General features: G+C 47.1%; 16 protein-coding genes. 13 read left to right on the forward strand and 3 right to left on the reverse strand.

The features are described 5' to 3' along the window. Nucleotides 1–144: 144 nt before the first annotated feature. Nucleotides 145–1902: an ABC transporter ATP-binding protein gene (locus GXP69_RS02885; RefSeq protein WP_163912148.1), complete on the forward strand. Its 1758-nt coding sequence runs from the start codon at nt 145–147 to the stop codon at nt 1900–1902. Between the two features lie 51 nt (nt 1903–1953). Further along, entirely contained in the window at nt 1954–3015 is a 1062-nt protein-coding gene (locus tag GXP69_RS02890) for a J domain-containing protein (RefSeq protein ID WP_163912151.1), read from the forward strand. Between the two features lie 147 nt (nt 3016–3162). On the opposite strand, the gene GXP69_RS02895 is transcribed toward GXP69_RS02890, so the two are convergent. After that, complete coding sequence (locus GXP69_RS02895; RefSeq protein ID WP_163912154.1) at nt 3163–4398, reverse strand: WD40/YVTN/BNR-like repeat-containing protein; 1236 nt, start codon at nt 4396–4398, stop codon at nt 3163–3165. A gap of 262 nt (nt 4399–4660) precedes the next feature. Between GXP69_RS02895 and GXP69_RS02900 the strand changes: the two genes are divergently transcribed. Together GXP69_RS02900 and GXP69_RS02905 are read left to right on the forward strand one after the other, a co-directional pair. Beyond that, the gene (locus tag GXP69_RS02900) at nt 4661–5104 is read left to right on the forward strand and encodes a PepSY-like domain-containing protein (protein ID WP_163912156.1); all 444 of its coding nucleotides are present in this window, start codon (nt 4661–4663) and stop codon (nt 5102–5104) included. Between the two features lie 250 nt (nt 5105–5354). Continuing rightward, a complete protein-coding gene (locus GXP69_RS02905) occupies nt 5355–5900 on the forward strand; it encodes an REP-associated tyrosine transposase (RefSeq protein WP_163912158.1) in 546 nt (181 codons plus the stop codon). Between the two features lie 249 nt (nt 5901–6149). Here GXP69_RS02905 and GXP69_RS02910 read toward each other — a convergent pair whose 3' ends face one another. Continuing rightward, nucleotides 6150–7469 carry an RNA-directed DNA polymerase gene (locus tag GXP69_RS02910; RefSeq protein ID WP_163912160.1) on the reverse strand — a complete coding sequence of 440 codons (1320 nt, stop codon included), beginning with the start codon at nt 7467–7469 and terminating at the stop codon, nt 6150–6152. 215 nt (nt 7470–7684) lie between these two features. Here GXP69_RS02910 and mfd point away from each other — a divergent pair, with 215 nt between their 5' ends. The 6 genes from mfd (at nt 7685) to GXP69_RS02940 (ending at nt 16309) form a co-directional block, all read left to right on the forward strand. Next, a complete protein-coding gene (mfd, locus tag GXP69_RS02915) occupies nt 7685–11059 on the forward strand; it encodes a transcription-repair coupling factor (protein WP_163912162.1) in 3375 nt (1124 codons plus the stop codon). 119 nt (nt 11060–11178) lie between these two features. Continuing rightward, nucleotides 11179–12372, forward strand: coding sequence for a PAS domain-containing protein (locus GXP69_RS02920; protein WP_163912164.1), 1194 nt, complete (start codon nt 11179–11181; stop codon nt 12370–12372). A 132-nt stretch (nt 12373–12504) separates the two neighbouring features. Beyond that, a complete protein-coding gene (locus GXP69_RS02925; RefSeq protein WP_163912166.1) occupies nt 12505–14130 on the forward strand; it encodes a PAS domain-containing protein in 1626 nt (541 codons plus the stop codon). A gap of 300 nt (nt 14131–14430) precedes the next feature. Further along, a complete protein-coding gene (locus tag GXP69_RS02930) occupies nt 14431–14838 on the forward strand; it encodes a response regulator (RefSeq protein WP_163912168.1) in 408 nt (135 codons plus the stop codon). A 152-nt stretch (nt 14839–14990) separates the two neighbouring features. Further along, on the forward strand, nt 14991–15770 hold the full coding sequence (locus GXP69_RS02935) for a hypothetical protein (protein ID WP_163912169.1): 780 nt from the start codon (nt 14991–14993) through the stop codon (nt 15768–15770). A 155-nt stretch (nt 15771–15925) separates the two neighbouring features. Then, a complete protein-coding gene (locus tag GXP69_RS02940) occupies nt 15926–16309 on the forward strand; it encodes a hypothetical protein (RefSeq protein WP_163912171.1) in 384 nt (127 codons plus the stop codon). A gap of 46 nt (nt 16310–16355) precedes the next feature. Here the strand turns inward: GXP69_RS02940 and GXP69_RS02945 are convergent, their stop codons facing one another. Continuing rightward, complete coding sequence (locus GXP69_RS02945; RefSeq protein ID WP_163912173.1) at nt 16356–16937, reverse strand: hypothetical protein; 582 nt, start codon at nt 16935–16937, stop codon at nt 16356–16358. A 250-nt stretch (nt 16938–17187) separates the two neighbouring features. On the opposite strand from GXP69_RS02945, the gene GXP69_RS02950 reads away from it, so the two are divergent. The 3 genes from GXP69_RS02950 to GXP69_RS02960 all read left to right on the forward strand — a co-directional run bounded on the left by GXP69_RS02950 (nt 17188) and on the right by GXP69_RS02960 (nt 19823). Then, complete coding sequence (locus GXP69_RS02950) at nt 17188–17775, forward strand: uracil-DNA glycosylase family protein (protein ID WP_163912175.1); 588 nt, start codon at nt 17188–17190, stop codon at nt 17773–17775. A gap of 52 nt (nt 17776–17827) precedes the next feature. Next, entirely contained in the window at nt 17828–18976 is a 1149-nt protein-coding gene (locus GXP69_RS02955) for a methionine aminotransferase (RefSeq protein ID WP_163912178.1), read from the forward strand. A gap of 73 nt (nt 18977–19049) precedes the next feature. Next, a complete protein-coding gene (locus GXP69_RS02960; RefSeq protein WP_163912180.1) occupies nt 19050–19823 on the forward strand; it encodes an amidohydrolase in 774 nt (257 codons plus the stop codon). Nucleotides 19824–20051 lie beyond the last annotated feature (228 nt).

Here is a 20051-nt window from a genome sequence, read left to right on the forward strand (position 1 = left end):
AACTATTGCAGCAGGCTAATATCTTTCAGATGCTATATTGCAGTAGCAGGTTGCCTGAAAGGAATTAATATTTTGAGATGATGCTGAAATGTACACATCCCGGATGCCTGCGTAAGTATAAGCCGTTAATTATAGTTGCTTTACATGCGCGTACTCTGGAACTACCTGCAGCCTCACCGCGGGCTGGTCATACTTTCTCTTGTTCTGGCCGGAATCAGCCAGGTGCTGGCTTTAGTCGATCCTATTATTTTCGGGGAGATCATCGACAAATATGCCACGCCTCCCTTTACCATGAGCAACGAAGAGCGGGTAAAAGGTGCTTTATGGCTGATGCTTTTAGCAGTTATAGTTGCATTACTCTCGCGGTTGGCAAAGGCTTTCCAGGAGTATTTTACCAACCTGGTGGTGCAGAAATTTGGTGTACAGATCTTTAACGATGGCCTGAAACAAACTCTGCGACTCTCGTACCAGGAATACGCCAACCAGAACAGCGGCGAAACGCTTTCTATCTTGCAACGCGTACGCCGCGACACTGAGCGCTTTATTTCTGCTTTCATCAATATTCTGTTCTCATCTATAGTTGGGGTTGGTTTCCTGGTGTGGTATGCGGTAACCAAGCACTGGGCACTAGTGCCTATTTTCGTGATCGGGATTCTGGTTCTGGGTGGGTTAACCAGCTTGCTTAGTGCCAGGATCAAAACCATGCAGCGCTCCATTAACCGGGCCTCCAACAAAATGTCGGGGGTGATCACAGAGTCGTTGCGCAACATTGAGCTGGTGAAAAGCCTGGGCCTTACCTATCCAGAGATCCGCCGCCTGCGCGAGCACACCGAGCGTATCTTTTACCTCGAAATGGCCAAAGTAAAGCAGGTGCGCACATTGTCTTTTCTGCAAGGCACAGCGCTCAATTTACTCAAGCAATCCATCCTTTTTACGCTGCTATGGCTTATTTTCCGGGATGTGCTGACGACCGGTGAACTGATCTCGATGCAGTTTATTTCGGTAAGTATTTTCGGGCCACTGCAGGATTTGGGCACCATTATACTTACTTATCGCGAAGCAGAGGCATCGTTGCAAACTTTTGACACGCTGATGAACAAACCGGTAGAAACCCGCCCGGAATCTGCCATTGACATCGGGCCGCTACAGCAGCTACGTTTCGAGGATGTAGTATTTCACCATAGAGGAGCAAAACAAAATGCGCTGGATGGAATTTCTTTTGAGGCAAACTCCGGCGATACGATTGCGTTTGTAGGGCCGTCGGGTTCGGGGAAATCTACACTGGTAAAATTGCTGGTTGGCTTGTATAAGCCTGTGAGCGGCGAAGTATACTATAACAACTACCCAACCCACGAGATCTGGCTGAACGAAGCGCGCCGGCAACTGGGCTTTGTAACCCAGGAAACCAACCTGTTTTCAGGAACTATAAAAGAGAACCTGCAATATGTAAAGTCCGATGCTACCGACGAGGAGGTGATTGCCGCCATGCAAAAAGCATCGTGTACCAACCTGCTGGCCCGTTCCGAAAAAGGAATCTACACTCAAATTGGAGAAGGAGGCCTGAAAATGTCGGGTGGCGAAAAACAGCGACTTTCGATTGCCCGTGCCCTGATCCGCACCCCGCGCCTGCTCATCTTCGACGAAGCCACTTCTGCCCTGGACTCGCTAACCGAAGAAGAGATTACAAGGACCGTTCGGGAAATATCAGAAACAAGAGAACAGATTACGATCCTAATTGCTCACCGCCTGTCAACCATCATGCACGCCGATACCATCTTTGTGCTGGAAAGGGGCAAAATTGTAGAACAAGGCACGCACGCCGAACTGTTGGAGCAAAAAGGCTTGTACTATGCCATGTGGCGCCAGCAGATTGGGGAACGCAAGGTAGAACTGATCCGGTAAAACCGTACTTTTGTAATTCAGACTTATCTTACCTGTTTATACTTGCAGCGCATGCCTGGCACTAACAAACCTGTTCCTAATCTAACACCCCAGATTTCTACTTCGGCAGAGCGGAAACTGAGCAGGCTGCAACAGGAGTTTAACCAGAAAACAGAGCAGATTGAGCTGCTTAAAAAAGAAATAGCTACCCGGCGTGAAAGTATGGAGCTGGCGCAAAAACGCATTGAAAAAGAGCTACGCCCCATTATACTACAGCAACTGGAAAGGAGAGTGGAGTTAGCGTACCTGCTGGACGATGCTTTCCATCTGCCTGTTTTCAGTATCCGGGAGAAGTTGAAGATATCAGCTCTGATCGAGAACATCACATTTGATTTGATCTCCAGCTACGAGCGCCGCGATATGATAGCGCTGCACGACCGGTACGCCGAATATACCTATGCCGAACGCACGGCTTTTGCTGCAGAAGAAGCGCATGAAACTATAGTTGACGACGAACAAACTATAGCCGATGACCTTGAGGACCTGGATGATTTTGAGCGCATACAAGCCCAACAGGAACGTGAGCGGGAGCAGCGCGAACGTGAAAAGCAGAATCGCCAGAAAAACCGCAAAACCAAAGCGCAACTAGCCAAAGAAGCCAAAGCAAAAGCCGAGCTCAGCAATATCAGCAAAGCCAGCCGCCGCGTGTACACCGAACTGGCGAAGCAACTACACCCTGACAAAGAACGGGACGAAACAAAACGCGCCTGGAAAGAGGAAGCCATGAAGCGCGTAACCCAGGCCTACCACCACGACGACTTTTTTGAGCTGTTACGGTTGCAGATGGAATTTATGCAGGAACAAGGCCAGGCACTAGAAGCCTTACCCGACGAGCAACTAGAATACTACGTCAAGATCCTGACTGACCAGTTGGATGAGTTAAAGGCTGAGTTCCAAGGCTTGGCAAATGGCCCTGACGCCGGTTTTTACACCCGTTTTTGTGGTTCACCAAAGCAAATGGATCAGAAGTTTAAATCCGCTAAAGAAGACCTGAACCGGGAGTTGGAGCAGTTGAAGCAAAACCTACGCACACTGCAGGATGACCCGCAAATGATCAGGGCACTTTTAAAGTAAATGAGTTCGGAATAGCGCTGGTACGAACGCAGCAGGTGTTATTTTGGTAATCCAGGCTAAACCATAGTTCAACTATAGCTTTTAAAAACTGGTCCAACTATAGCAGACTTTACTAACTATAGTTGGGCCGGTTTGTGTTTCAGGTATTTATCTTATTGCTTTGATCAACAGTTTATCACTATAAAAATACAGGTTGTCCTGGTCCAGGTCTAGCAGTTGCGGGTTTGTTCCTGGCATGTAATATAGTTTCCAACTTACGCCTCCATCATCTGTCTGCATATACCCGCCTTTTGTAGTAACAGCCACACCAACATTATCAGACCAGAAACGGACAGCGCTGATGAGTTCATCATAATCCAGTTCAGGTTTTGCTACAGGAAACCAGGATGCGCCTCCATTTGTGGTTTTATAAATACCGGGCTCATCACTTTTTAAACCCGGCTGGTTGTAAGCCCAACCCACCTGCTCGCTGATAAACGAAATTGGGGAGCCAGTTTTAGGTGTGCCGAGGTTTACCAGAAGCGGGCTTTCGGACCAGGTATTACCGCCATCAGTTGTTTTAAGCATCAGCCTGCCGCCCGGCGAAGCCAGGTACATGGAGTTGCCGCCACTATAGGCCAGCTTCAGATTGCTAACTATAGCACTTGAGCTTTCATAGGCCTTGGTCCATTTCTGGCCACCATCGTTTGTGGTGTAAATAGCACCGCTGCCGGTATTAAGGTCTATCGTTGTCACAACCACTTTCTCCAGCGACAAAAAGAAAAGGTCGTTTATGATATGGTCAGGCAGGGTCGTGATTTCTTTCCAGGTTTCGCCGCCATTTTGTGTTATAGCCATTTGTTTGGCACCGCCCAACAGCACCCAGATATGGCTCGCATCGTAGGCTTTAAAAGGAACATTTGGCGACACATGAACGCTTTCGTAGATGCTCTGCCAGTTAGTGCTGCCATCCGTAGAGCGGTAAACTATACCATCGCCGCCGTACTTCAGAACGTTGCCGCCTCCCAGGAAATCCACCTTCATTAAATGGCTGAGTGGTAAATCCTTCGTTGTTACATTCGCATCTATCACCTTTATATATTTACGCAGGCTTATATCTGGATCAGGAAACTTAACCACTGCAGTGCCACTAAATGCGCCTGAAGGCACCTGTACTTCCAGTTCGCTTTCGGTTTTGCTAACTATAGTTAAGGGCCGATTATTTAAAAGTACTTCGGTAGCCGCATCCAGGTCTTTGCCTTTCAGAACTATAGTTGCAGGGGGCGTTACTTCAATGGCTTTGGTATTTTCCAGGCTTGGGTTGATGTTGCCTGGGCTAATTTTGTCGTCCTCGCAGGAAGCCAGTAAAAAGAATACGGCAAGAAAGTAAAAAGCTTTTTTCATATAGGTTCTGAAATAGGGTTATGAAGAGCAGGCAACTATAGTTACATCTGCAAAGGTATTGCTCTGAGTTTAATAATAATAATACCAGCTTTTATATAACATATGCTATATGCAGGAAAATCTATTCTATAGTTTAAAAAGAGCTTGTACAGTCACATTCCGTTGCGTTGCCCTGCAGGAGCACTTGTATTGTTCAGATTTTCTTTAGCCTCGTATAGTTAAGTTGTATTTCAAATCTTTCTTTAACTAAAAGCTAGAGACTATGAAGATATTAGTTGGATTTGTGCTTGCAGGAGCTTCGGTTATAGCTGCACAGGCGCAGGACGTGGACTCAAAAGACGTACCTGCAGCTGTAAAAACTGCCTTAATGCAGAAGTATGCCAATGCCACCGATCTGGAGTGGGAAAAGCACGGGAATAACTACGAAGCCGACTTCGATGTAGACCGCATTGACCACGCTGCCATGATCGACCCATCGGGCAAAGTGTTGATGACCCGTCGCGACATCATGAAAAATGACCTGCCTCCGGCAATTACATCAGCTATAGCCCAGCAATACAAAAGCATGCGCCTGGATGATATGGAACTGGTAGAAAAAGACGGTAAAAAATATTACCAGGTGGAGCTAGATCAGCAGGGCCAGGATAAAAAAATAGTTTTCTCAGCAGACGGTAAAGAAGTTACTACACTTGCTTATTGGGATTAAAAATAAGGAATGATAAATATAAAAAGCGCCTAGGGTTATAGTCTCAGGCGCTTTTTATATTTATATCACTATCGGAATTTCTTGGAACCGCTTTTTCGGATAAAGAGCGGAGGCTGCTATTGCCAGACTTGCATCCGGCTCTTTCGAATTTTATCTGTAACTCGGATATTACTAGCTCTTTCGGATTTGCAATCCGAAAGTATTCTACTATCAGGATTTGTAATCCGCTGCCATTTCCGTACTAAGCTGTATGGGACAGAAGAACAAGATAAGTACAGGTTATTTATACTTCCTCACACTCACTGTAGTAGGCTGGGTTGATGTGTTTACCCGACCTGTGTATAAGCACATTCTGATAGATTCTCTAAAATATTGTCAGCAACATAAGGGCTTAGAGTTGTATGCCTGGTGCCTCATGACCAACCACCTTCACCTAATAGCTGGTGCACAGGAAGATCGTAATCTTTCAGACATTCTACGTGATTTCAAGAAGTTCTCCAGCAAAGCAATCATAAAGGCAATACAGGAAGAAAATGAAAGCCGCAAAGATTGGCTGCTTAACCGTTTTGCTTATGCAGCTGCCAATGATATAAAAACCAAGAATTTCAAGTTCTGGCAGGAAGGGAATGAAGCTAAAGAACTACACACAAACAGTTTCATGGAACAGAAACTGCAGTACATTCACTACAATCCAGTAGCAGCTGAAATTGTAGCTGAGCCGGAACATTATCTCTATAGTTCGGCACTGAACTATGCCGGGCAACCCGGGCTACTGGAGGTTATATTGTTAGAGTAAAGGTCGGATTACAAATCCTTATAATAGGTGCTTCGGGATTGTAAATCCGAAAGAGCAGTGTGGTTTTCAAGTTTTCAAGGCATTGCTTTTTCGGATTTGTAATCCGAAAACGGGATACTATCGGGATTTTCAATCCGCTTCTATGCTTTTGAAGTAGCAACCTGCTTTACTATAATTGCTATGGGAGTCGGATTACAAATCCTCGCAATAGGTGCTTTCGGATTGCAAATCCGAAAGAGCAGGGGGATACTAAACCTTTATTTTCTTTAGCTTATTATCAATTCTTTCTCTGTTGAAGCTAATTTTATTCTTCTTATAAAATTGTATTACATTGTAATGAAACGAGTTAAAATGATAGTCTTCTACAAGTTCATCTATAAGTCCTAACATACTTAACCTGTCTTGCTCATGCAATTGTTTATACAGTTTTGACAAGGCCCATGAAGGCAGCGTAGCCATAAAGTCTTTATTTAGAAGATAAGCAAGTACTTCAAACTTTAGATCTGGCCTAAACCTTTTAAAGTCTAGGTTTAGAATTCTTTTTAAGACAGAGTTTTCCTTAAAAGATTCTCCCCTATTTTTCCACTTTAAAAATAGCTCTAGCCCCTTGTTGATGTTTTCAGTATTATGCGCATCACCTAAAAGTTCGAATAAATCAAATGCCCAATACTGATTAAAATTTTCTCCGTTCTCAAAAAACTCTACTTTACTCGTATTGAGATTCAATCCAATTTTTGAAAGGTATTTTGAGGCCTCAAAAAGTATAGTTCTAGCTGTTTGAAGATTTTTAGCATATACAAGTTGATCATCTGCATACCTTAGATATCTTGCTCCCTCTCTATCACATAAGCCTTTCATAAAAAGGTCGTAGTCTTGAAGGTAAAAATTTGCTAGAAGTCGTGAGCAGTCGCTTATTTCATCTTGCGGAAGCCCAACAGTTTTTTTTGAATAACCTTCAAACTTTTTATTCCAATTATTCAAAAAGTGGATGAGCAAATCTATGTAAAGGACTTTGTTTCTAGGAGAAGCTAAGTATAGCTTCTTGGCTAAAAGAGCTATATTTATGTTGTCATAGAAGTTAGCTATATCAAACTTAACAATACACTTATGTTCACCTGTTTGATTAGCAGCATATGCTTTATTTTGAAAATCCTGCCAATTTTCTCTCCATAGATAGGGATTAAAACTATTGCTTGGAGCAGACTCTACTATCTCTAATTCATCATACTCCTCTCTAAGCCTAATTTTATTCCCCAATCTCCATCCACCGTATGTTCCTTCTGCTCTATTTTCTGCGATCTCATCTTCTAAAATTTTGCAACAGAAATAGTAAAGAAAGTAATCTCTTGGTTGAAATGTTGGAGTAATCCTTGAAACATAATTTGCTTTATTTATTATAATATAGTCTCTGGGCGTCCAAGGATGGTACTTATAGCTTATAAGATCTTCATATAAACTTGAAATAATTTCCCCCCTCTCAATCTCCTGCTCATGTGGTATAACACTTTCTTTTAACTTTTTAACAAAGCTCTTAGGGAAGATTTTAGAAAATGATTCTTGCGTTATCATGAGACCATGAACTATATCAATATTATATTCGAATATAAATCTTTTATTTAATTATTACCTTCTGTCAGCTATCATAAATTCCCCGCCCCTGCAACTTTCTCTTCCTCCCTGTAGTTCTGATAAAACGTCAACTTATAGTATCTTTGTAAGATGCAGCAGAACGCGACTTGGTAAAAGTCCTGTGTTCTGCCTTTGTTGTTTTGTCATATACCTGAATGAAAATAACCGACTTTTTAGAACTGTACCGCCTCGATAGTGTGGTGCAAACTATAGCCGAACGCCTGAAAACCAAAGCCCCTTACCGCCTGCAACTCAAAGGTATGGCAGGTAGCCTGGATGCTGTTATGGCTTCAGCAGTTTATACTTTAGATCCACAGCACCAGCTCTTTGTGTTGCACGACAAAGAAGAGGCTGCTTATTTTTATACCGACCTGAAGAACCTGCTTGGCGATGAAAAGGAAGTCCTGCTTTTCCCGACATCGTACAAGCGCCCCTATAGTTTCGATGATACCGAAAATGCCAACATCCTGATGCGGGCTGAGGTGCTGAACCGCCTCAACAGCAAGTCAGAAAAAGGTGAGCTTATAGTTACTTATCCCGAGGCGCTGACCGAGAAAGTGATCAACAAAAAATCGTTGGTAGAAAACACGCTGGGAGCCAAAGTGGGTGAAAAGCTGGACGTAAATTTCCTGAGCGAAATGCTGGCTGAGTATGGCTTTGAGCGCACCGAGTTTGTGTATGAGGCAGGCCAGTACGCTGTGCGCGGCGGTATTGTGGACGTGTTTTCTTATGCCAACGATCTGCCTTACCGCATTGAGTTGTTTGGCGATGAAATTGAAAGTATCAGAACCTTCGATCCGGATACGCAGCTGTCGGTAGAGACAAAGAAATCTATTTCCATTATTCCAAACGTGCAGACCAAGCTACTACAGGAAACGCGCGAAGCGTTCCTGGACTTCCTGCCAAAAAATACCACCCTCTGGTTTAAGGATGTGCGCCTGACACTGGATGTGATAGAAGAGTATTTCGACAAGGCCTCGCATAGTTTTGAGAAGATGATGGCTGGCAGTGGTGGCACCCAGATTGTGTCGGACCCGGAGCAGCTGTTCCAGACGCCAAAGCAGTTCAAAAAGTTGCTTGATAACTTTAATGTGGTAGAGATCGGAAAGCGTTTCCATTTTAAGAGCGCTGAAGTAATACAACTGCAGGCCAAGCCACAGCCCTCGTTTAACAAGGATTTTAAAAGGCTGGTAAAAGATCTGCACGAGCAGCAGGGTGCCGGTTTTGTAAACATTATCGCTACCGACTCTCCGCGCCAGGTTAACCGCCTGACCATGATCTTTGATGAGCTGGACCACGACGTGCGTTTTCAGCATTTGGGAATTTCGCTGCGCGAAGGTTTCATTGACCAGACGCTAAAAATTACCTGCTACACTGACCACCAGCTGTTCGACCGCTTTTACCAGCATAAGGCCAAATCCGGACATTCCAAGAACAAGGCCATGACGCTGAAAGAGCTGCGCTCGCTACAACCCGGCGACTACATCACACACGTAGACTATGGCATTGGTCGTTTTGCCGGCTTGGAGAAAGTGGAAGTAGGCGGGCGTTTGCAGGAAGCTATCCGACTGGTATACCGCGACGACGATTTGCTGTATGTCAGCATTCACTCGCTGCACAAAATATCAAAGTATAGCGGCAAGGAGGGTGGGCCGCCAAGCATGAGCAAGCTGGGCTCGCCAGAGTGGGAGAACAAGAAGAAGAAAGTTAAGAGTAAAGTTAAAGACATTGCGCATGAGCTCATCAGCCTGTACGCTAAACGCAAGGCTGCGCCGGGGTATGCTTACTCTAAAGATGGCTTCTTACAGGCCGAGCTGGAGTCTTCGTTTATTTACGAAGACACTCCGGACCAGGCAAAATCTACGGAAGATGTAAAAGCCGACATGGAGCAGCCGCACCCGATGGACCGCCTGGTGTGCGGTGATGTGGGCTTCGGTAAAACCGAGGTGGCCATACGTGCGGCTTTCAAAGCAGCCTGCGACGGGAAACAGGTAGCTATCCTGGTGCCTACCACCATATTGGCCATGCAGCACTTCCGCACCTTCCGCGACAGGCTGGAGCAGTTCCCGATTACGGTGGACTACATCAACCGCTTTAAAACAGCCAAGGATACTAAGGAAACCCTGAAGCGAGTAGCCGAAGGCAAAGTGGATATCCTGATCGGTACGCACCGCATCGTGAGCAAAGATGTAAAGTTCAAGGACCTGGGGCTGCTGGTGATAGACGAGGAGCAGAAATTTGGCGTGAAGACCAAAGATAAGCTGAAAGAAATGCGCGTGAACGTGGATACCCTTACGCTGACCGCTACACCTATTCCGCGTACGCTGCACTTCTCGCTGATGGGTGCCCGCGACCTGAGTGTAATTGCCACGCCGCCACCAAACCGCCAGCCGGTAAAAACCGAACTACACGTGTTTGATGAAGGGCTGATACGCGATGCCGTAGTGAACGAGATGAAACGCGGCGGGCAGGTATTCTTTGTGCACAACCGCATTAAAGACATCGAAGAGATGGCAGACATGATTCTGCGTCAGGTGCCGGATGCCAAAGTAACCTACGCCCACGGCCAGATGGACCCGGAAACGCTGGAGAAACGCATGATGAAGTTCGTGAATGGTGAGTTCGATGTGCTGGTATCTACTAACATCATTGAGTCGGGGCTGGATATAGAGAATGCGAATACCATTATCATTAACCGTGCGCATATGTTTGGTTTGTCGGACCTGCACCAGATGCGGGGCCGTGTGGGCCGGTCCAACAAAAAAGCGTACTGCTACCTGCTTACGCCACCGGTAGCCGGTTTGCCTAGCGATGCCCGCAAACGCCTGAGTACTCTGGAAGAATTTTCGGATCTGGGAGAGGGCTTTAAAATCGCGATGCGCGACCTCGATATCCGTGGAGCTGGTAATTTGCTAGGCGGCGAACAGAGCGGCTTTATCTCTGATCTGGGCTTTGAGATGTACCACCAGGTGCTTGATGATGCTATCAAAGAGCTGAAAGAAACCGAATTCAGGGAGCTGTTCCTGGGAGATAACCTGGCTGAATTTATTGAGCCGGTGCGGGATTGCAACATCGAAACGGATATGGGAGTGTTGATTCCGGAGACATATGTGAGCAACATTTCGGAACGCCTGAACCTGTACAGCAAACTCGACAGCGTGAAAAGCCTGGAAGAGTTGGAGAAGATCTGCGCTAACATTACAGACCGTTTTGGCCCGATGCCGGAACAGGTGCAGCAGCTGGTAGAGATCGTGAAACTGCGCTGGCAGGCACAACAGCTGGGCTTCGAGAAACTTACCATCAAAAAGGAGACGATGAAAGGCTACCTGCCAAGCGAGAACAACGACAGGTATTTCCAATCCGATACCTTTGGCAACATCCTGAAGTATGTGCAGCAGCACCCGCGCCGCTCACGCCTTAAAGAGGCCAAGGAGAAGCTCATCGTTATAGTTGAAGACATCCAGAGTATTGCTGATGCCAAAGAGGTGTTTGAAGGCTTTGGCGTGACTGAAGCTGTAAAGCAAACCTGATCAGAAAACCTGATATTAAAATAAGAGCTGTATTTTCTAAAATAAGTGAAAAGTACAGCTCTTATTTTTTTACCTTACGTAATAGCTGATGATGTTTGCCCGCAACTATAGTTTAGCCTATGTCTGAGCCAGAATTCAATGCAGCTTCTCCGCTTGGCCCTATCTTCAGGGCGCTACCCGTACTTTACATGGTAATGGACCCCAACCTTACTATTATAGATGCCACAGACACTTACCTGAAAGCTGTTTCAGGCGTACGTGAACAGCTGGTAGGGCAAAACATACTGGAAATTCTTAAAGCCAACACAAATAAATCAGATCAGGAAGCCAAAAAGCAACTGATGGAAGCCCTGCAGGATGTACTTTCGGTGAAAACACCCCAGACCCTACCCGTTTTCCGTTTCGATATTGAAACAGCGGAAGACCGCTTAGATGAGCGCTTTTGGGAAACCTGTTTATGGCCTATAGTTGATGCAGGTGAGAATATGCAGTACGTTCTGCTTGAGACCCGGGACGTGACACATTTTAAGCAACAGGAGCTGGAAAACAGCCTGAACCTTGAACGGTTGAACCTGCTGGCAGGAGCAATAGATGCCGCTACATGGGATTATGACCCTGCTAAGGACAGCTTATACTGGACCGGGAACCCGGAGCGCGTACTAGGTTATGGGCACGGTCAGATGCCTGCCAGTAGCGATACCTGGAGAAGTTTGATTCATCAGTCTGATCTTCCCTTAATGCAGCAGCAACTATATCAGGCAAAAGCAGAGCATGATAAAATATGGGCGGGTGAATATCGCATTAGAAAGGCCGACGGCACTTATGCGCATATTCTGGATCAGCGTTACATTTTTTACGATGCTGATGGTAACGTGCGCCGCATGATCGGGTCAATAATTGATATATCTAAGAACCGGCAGGCAGAGCTTGAAGTAAAAGAAAGCGATGCCCGTTTTAAGCACCTGCTCGAAGCTTTGCCCTTTATGGCCTGGACTGCCACACCGGAGGGGCAGCTCATAAATTTTAACAGAGCCTGGCACAGCTTTACAGGTATGCCCGATGGGGATGTAGATAAATGGATATCCTACATACATCCGGAAGATGCAGCGCGGGCTCTTACTACATGGCATGAGTCCATAAGAACAGGCCTTCCTTTCGAGAACGAATATCGTGTTATGAACAAGCTCGAGAACCGCTACCAGTGGTTTATGGAGCGCGGCGTACCACTTTTCGACGAAGCAGGCAAAATCAAGCTTTGGATTGGATCCTATGCAGATGTGCATGAGCAAAAAATGTTTCTGGAGCAACTATAGCCACGTTTGCTAACACTGCAGTTAACCATAAAAAAACTTCGTTAATAGAACATTTTACTATTTGGACAGGAATTTTCTTTTATTAAATTTACTGAAACCTGTTTTAACGAAGGGCAGGTAAACCCATTGAAAATGCCAGCTCTGTCGACTGTTACGCTACCACATTTCGCTCTGATATTTTGTAAACTGCCGGGCCTTTATGCTGTCCTGTCGCCGGAATTTATTGTGCTGGATGCCACTGAAGCGTACCTGAATGCACGGCACATAAGCCGAGAATCCCTGTTGCACAGTTACCTGCCACATACTTTTGTAGATGCATCGGCCTCTTCTCAAATACCGCAGGCACAGGTCATGGAAAAATCATTGCAGCATGTGCTCAACTATAAAGAAGAGCATCATTTGCTGGCTTTCAGATTCAATGTAGCGTTGGCAGAATCGAAAGGTGATGGGACGAAAGAATGCGCCTGGAGTATTACCAACACACCTGTATTGTCATCTGAAGGAGAGCTGCTGTACATTCTGCATGAAGCCCGCGAGCTAACTGAAAAGCCGGTAAACACGCTACTATCCGAAAACCTTGATCCGTTTCCTCACAAAGGAGTAAATGCGGTGTCATGGGAGTATGATGTGGTGCACAATAAAATGTACTGGGGAGCCAGCCTGAAAGAGGTGCTGGGTTACACACCCGAAGAAATGGGCCTGGGCGGCGAGTCCTGGGACGACCGTGTGCACCCCGACGATTTTAACACGGTACAGGATAGTATAGAAGAGGCCAAAAACTCCGGCAGCAGAATCTGGGCTGGTGAATATCGTTTCCGTAAAGCAGATGGGTCTTATATACCAGTGCTTGATCAGGGCTACATTATTCGCAACCAGGATGGGCATGCTATCCGGACAATCGGCTCAATTATTGACCTTTCTGCCTGCGCAAAACCAGAAGAAGTGCTTAAAGATGATGGCGCCCGCTTCAGGCCCTTACTGGAGGCGTTGCCACACATGGCCTGGTTTGCAGACCCAAGCGGCAAGATCCTGTACTTTAATAGTAACTGGTACAGTTTTACGGGTATGGAACCTACCAGAACCGACGGGTGGACCAGTGTAATACACCCCGAAGATGCTGCATTTGTACTGACTGAGTGGCATAACAGTCTGGCTACTGGCATACCTTACGAAATAGAGTACCGTCTGCAGGACCATCATGACAAGTCGTATCGCTGGTTTCAGGAGCGCGCAATGCCTATGTATGGTCCCGACGGAGAGCTACAGTACTGGATGGGAACCTATACCGATATTGATGAGCAGAAACAGGCCATAGATCGTATTCATGAAAAGGACCTGCAGTTGGAGAATATCCTGAACCACTCGCCGGCACACCTGTGCCTGCTGCGTGGGCCTGAACACATCTGCCAGTACGTTACACCTGGCGTTCCCCTGCTGTATGGCAGTCGCCAATACCTGAACCGGACAGCACGAAGCATATGGCCTGAGCTGGAGTCTACGCGTTTCTTTCAGATAATAGAAGAGGTATACACTACCGGCAGAACCATACGCGTGAACGAGCATAAACTAACTATAGACAGGCACCGTAACGGGAAGCTTACTGAGGTTTACCTGAACCTGGAGTACAGACCCCTAGTGAACAATGGCCAGACCGAAGGTGTGCTTGCCTCTGCTATAGAAGTAACTGAACTGGTACAAACAAAACAAAAGGCCGAAAAGCTGGCACTTGCCCTGCAGGAGGGGAAATCGTGCTTATAAAACTAATTGCTAATTAGGCTGTTAAGTGTTTTTGTATGGGCTTTTGCTAAGCTGGCTTTGGCATAAACTTAGTTGGCTGGGCACTACACAAGCAGGCCTTACGTTATTTAAGAGCGAAAATTTAAGTGTTCATGCATTTAAATGCTTATCTTGTAGGTGCTTTTGATAGCATGGTCCGGTATCGGCAGGATGGGGCTATAAACTTCTGGATGTTATATATCCGGGGCTTAAAATGTTTCTATTGTTAACCTTGCTTATTTAACCGGTAGCAAAAGTTTAGCAGTAACAGCTTAATAAATTATGAAGCGACTGAAGACGATTTTATTAATTGACGACGACGATACCACGAACTACCTGAACCACCGGCTGCTTTCGCGCATGGAAACAGCAGATGAAATAAGAGTAGTAACCAACGGCGAAGAAGCGCTGGAGTATTTGCAGAATGCATTTGCCGACGTTGAAGGTTATCCGCGCCCTGATCTGATTTTTGTAGATATTAAAATGTCGGTAATGGATGGGTTTGAATTTCTGGAAGAGTACCAGAAGTTTGATGAAGCAGACAAGAGCAGAACTGTGCTGCTGATGCTGACATCCTCGGCAAGCTTTTACGATCTTGAGAAGTTAAAACAGTTCCCGGAAGTGCTTAAGCATTACTCAAAGCCACTGGCTGAAGCCGATGTACGCGAGATAATGCAGGAACATTTCTGATAGAAAACTATAGGAACTAACTCTTTGAACGGGATGCTCTTTTTACAAGGGGCATCCCGTTTGCTTTTGCGCCTAGTATTAACTATAGCCTGCCAACTTCGTACTGATTAGTAACTGCCATATGGTAGTAATTGATTTTAATACAGAAGAAAATGGCAAATTATAACGAAGAAGAAAACCAGCGCATTGGCCGCGAACTTCACCGCCGCGACATAGACCAGAACCAGCGCTATAGTTACCGCCCGCGCCAGGACAGGAAATGGGATGAAGGCAACTTTTTCCATACCGGGCCAAGCCCACGCGGCGCCCAGGACCGTGAAAATATGAACAGAAATACCGGGTCTTCCAGCCAGGGCACTTACCACCGCGGCGAAGGCGCGCACCTGAACGACCACTACGGCAGCCGCCCGAACAGTGCTTACCGCAACGAACGTTCTTACCTGAACCATGGCGATACTTTTGGTTCTTCGCAAGGGTATGGCAGGCAGCAGGGTAGCGGTTCGCAGCCGGGCAACTATAACGAACCGGCCTCACACCCATACGAACTATGGAACGATGTGCCGGGTGGCCGCAGCCGCTACAAAGAAACAGACTTCCGTTACGGAAGTGGCAGCCATAACTGGTACCGCGAAGGCCGCTTTACACCAGACGAAGTTCCGGAAAACATGCGTGACAACCGTGGGTTTTTTACACGCCTGAAAGATACCTGGAACGACATCATGCACTCTGACGATCCGGATTATCGCAGAGAAAGAAACTACCCTTCGGATAAGGACCGCAGAAATTTACGCAAGCGCTACGGAAACGAACTTTATAACCGCCAGCAGTTCGATCGGGGTTATGAGGGAGGACCGCGCTGGGCCGATGAAGTGGACTCCGGAAAAGATAATTATTACGATGATACCGACAGAACCCAACGTTACAGAAGATAGTTGCGTATAGGGGAGCAGGTTAGATAGATTGGTTATAGATTAGTTTTAGTTAGTAAAGCGAAGCAGGCACACCTGCTTCGCTTTTTTTATGGGCTATAGTACGCAAACATCCTTGTTTGGACATCGTAAACCAACATGGCCATTACTTTACAGCTATGAGAAACGAACAGGAAAACAACTATAGAAACAGGCGCAACCCGAGGCACGAGCAGAACGCCAAAGACCGCTGGGGCAAACCGGACCCACGTATGGGACCAAACTATCGGCCCGAAGACAGAAGACAAGGGTATCGTGATCCGCAAGACGACTGGCGCGCTTTTGAAGACCGGGAGAACAGGCACTTCCAGCAGGATAACCGCTACCGCAATAACTATAGAAATGAACGCCCAGACTGGCAACAGCAGGATTGGGACTATAGCAGATACAGCCAGCATGCTCATGATCGGTGGCGGGAAGAAAGAGATCAGCCACCACAGCATCATCATCCACGGCATGCATCAGAAAGGTTTTACCAGGAGCAACGCCGAAGGAACTGGTAATTATAAATCCCCGGGAATTATAGCCCCGGGGATTTATAGTTTATAGTTAGAACCGCTGCCTAACCCCTACCCCAAACGAGATAAGCTCCGGAAGGCCCGGCACCATAGTTACCGAGAAATCTGTTTGCGCGGTTAGCTGGTAATTGTACTCGAGTTCGCCGGCGTACCAGTAAAACTTGTATTGCCAGTCGCCGCGCTGCTTAAAATACCCGTCATCTTTATAGCCTTCCAGCCGGTTCCAGTTGTGGCGGTACACCAGGGTAGGGCCGATGCCACCGTTCATAGAGTGCCTGTTTTTCTGGAAGATGAGGCCGCGCCAGCCGATGTGCGTAAAACCAGCCAACGATGCGGAGCAATCAGCATAAAGTCCCTGCTCTGCACGTATGGCGTGCTTGTTTTCAACTATAAACCGGTCGTAGCCAACTATAGCGCCATAGTTTAATGTCACAAAACCTTTATCATCTATCCGGTTCGGGAAGATCTCGGGGTGCGGGCTTTCCTTTAAGTGCACCGATAAGCCGAATAACTTAACTGTAAAAGCGTTTTTGTAGGTTGTTTCTTCCTGCTGCGCCTGACCTGGCAGAGCAAACAAAAGGCAGAAAGCGGATATAAGCAGGTAGCGGTGCATCGGTTAACTATACGAGAGTTAAACTACAAAATGGTTTTCGGGCGCAAAGATAGAAAAGCGTGCGGGATGGAATAGGTGTTTGAGGCACTATAGTTGGTCACAAACTATAGCGCGATACGCGAGAGCCCTACAGCAAGTCCAAAGCCTTTTTTGACTACAGACTGAGCATCTATAGTTACCGGTAAATTCCTATAACCACCAACCAATAACTAACAACCACCTAAACCTTTGTATCTTTGCAGCTATAGTTATGAACCAGCTCGAAGACTTACTGCAACAGATACGTGCCTGCCGCATTTGCGAAGAGCACCTGGCGTTGGGGCCGCGGCCTGTACTGCGGGCAAGCGCTATGGCAAAGCTGCTTATAGTTGGTCAGGCGCCGGGCACGAAAGTACACGCCAGTGGCAAACCCTGGGACGACCAGAGCGGCAAGCGCCTGCGGCATTGGCTTGGGCTTGAGCCGGAAGTTTTTTATGATGATAGCAGGGTAGCTATAGTTCCGATGGGGTTCTGTTATCCCGGAAAAGGCAAAAGCGGCGACCTGCCCCCTCGCCCGGAGTGTGCTGCGCATTGGCATCAGCAGCTGCTGGCCCTGCTTCCAAACATTAAGCTCACCTTACTGGTTGGTAAATATGCACAAGACTATTTTCTGGGCCCGGAGGCCAGGCCAACTTTAACGGAAACAGTAGCTAACTGGCGTGAGTATCTGCCTGACTATATGCCTATGCCGCACCCATCGCCGCGCAACCAGTTTTGGGTAAAACACAACCCCTGGTTTGAGCAGGAAGTCGTGCCCGTGCTACGCGAAACCGTACAGCAGTTGCTCACCTCAACTTAACTATAGTATATTCGTTGCAAGAAATTCCTACTGATATAAAACACATAAAACTATGGCAAGCAACCTAAGCAGCAAACTACCTGATGTAGGCACCAGTATTTTCTCGGTCATGTCGGCGCTGGCCAACGAGCACGGGGCCATTAACCTGTCGCAGGGGTTCCCGGACTTTAACTGCCCCGATGAGCTGATGGAGCTGGTTACCAAATACATGCACGAAGGCTTTAACCAGTATGCGCCTATGCCAGGTGTGCAGTCGCTGCGCGAGAAGATCAGCATAAAAACTGAGAAACTATACGGTTACCGCCCGGACCCAAACACAGAGATAACGGTTACATCCGGGGCTACCGAAGCCTTGTTTGCTGCCATTACAGCCGTAGTAAAACCCGGCGATGAAGTGGTGGTGCTGGAACCTTGCTATGACTGCTATGCCCCTGCCATACGTTTGAGTGGTGGTATTCCGGTGTATGTGCCGTTGGCGCTGCCTGGCTTTAGTGTGGATTGGGATCTGGTAAAAAAACGCATCACTTCTAAAACACGCCTGATTATAGTTAATACGCCTCACAACCCAACAGGCGCTGTAATGACCAAAGCCGATATGGATGAGCTGGCGCGCATAGTAGATGGCAACAATATTTTTGTGATCAGCGATGAAGTGTACGAGCACATGGTGTTTGATGACCTGAAGCACCACAGCGCCCTGGAGAACCCGATCCTGCGCGAGCGTAGCTTTGTGATCTCGTCGTTTGGCAAAACATACCATACCACCGGCTGGAAGATCGGGTATGCGGTGGCACCTCCTGCACTTACTGCGGAGTTGCGCAAGATGCACCAGTTCATTACGTTCTGCACCGTAACACCGCTGCAAATGGCCATCGCCGATTTTATGGATAACGAAGCGCACTACCTGAATCTGCCAGCGTTTTACCAGGAGAAACGCGATGCTTTCGCTGAATATCTAGCGCCTTCCCGTTTCGAGTTTCTACCTTCTGCGGGTACGTACTTCCAGTTGCTGAAGTATGATGCCATCTCGAAAGAGCACGACCAGGATTTTGCCAGACGATTGGTACAGGAAGTAGGTGTAGCAGCCGTTCCGGTGTCAGCCTTCTACCACGACAAAACCGACCACCATTACCTGCGCTTCTGCTTCGCTAAAAGCGACGAAACCCTCTGCGCCGCCGCCGAGAAGCTGGTGAAACTATAGGTTTGATTGTTGATTGTTTTAATCAATATTATTCATTTCTATTTACTGATAATTGTTAACTGATAACTGTTAAATGGACTTGCGGGTAACGATAGTACAGACGGATTTACATTGGCACGATGCTGCTGCCAACCGGAAAATGTTTGCCGATAAGCTGGCTGCAGCTGCGCCTAAAACAGACCTGATCGTATTGCCGGAAATGTTTTCCACCGGTTTTAGCATGGATGCACCGGCACTGGCCGAACAACCAGAAGGCGAAACCCTGCAATGGATGCGCGACCAGGCAGCAGCCTATGATGCTGTAGTTACCGGGAGTATTATTGTGCAGGAAAACGAGCAGTATTTTAACCGGCTGTATTGGGTGCGACCAGACGGAAGCTATGCGCAGTATAACAAAAGGCACCTGTTCAGGATGGCGCAGGAACATCACACCTATACATCCGGGATTGATCGGATAACAGTAGAACTGAAAGGTTGGAAGATTTGCCCGCTGGTGTGTTATGATCTGCGCTTCCCGGTTTGGAGCCGCAACACAGGCGACCGTTACGACCTACTACTGTATGTAGCCAACTGGCCCAAAGTAAGAAGTCTGCCGTGGCGTACGCTGCTGCAGGCCCGTGCCATCGAAAATATTGCTTATGTAGTGGGCGTAAACCGCATCGGCACCGACGGCAACAACCATCCTTACTCCGGCGACTCAGCGATCATCCACCCAAAAGGGCACAAGTTATTAGAAACTATAGAGCAGGAAAGTATTCTGACTATAACACTCAGCAAGCAGGAGCTGCTGGATTTCCGGGAAGCTTTTCCGGCGCATTTGGATGCAGATGAGTTTGAGCTATTGTAGAAACTCAATACTTTTTTCTCTTGCTGATGTGAGTTGGCTGTTGCACTTTACCTGCTGCTCGCGAGGATCTGCGATCCGCGACTTATTTATAATGTCGGGATTGTAATCCGACAGGGGCGGAGGCCCAACTATAGTTCGATATGAGCAAGCACGCTTGCGCCATGGAAACTACCCTCCCCTACATGCTCTTTCGGACAACGAAGTCCGAAAGAGCATGTAGGGGACTTC

This window comes from Pontibacter burrus (genome assembly GCF_010686685.1).
GTDB lineage: Bacteria > Bacteroidota > Bacteroidia > Cytophagales > Hymenobacteraceae > Pontibacter > Pontibacter burrus.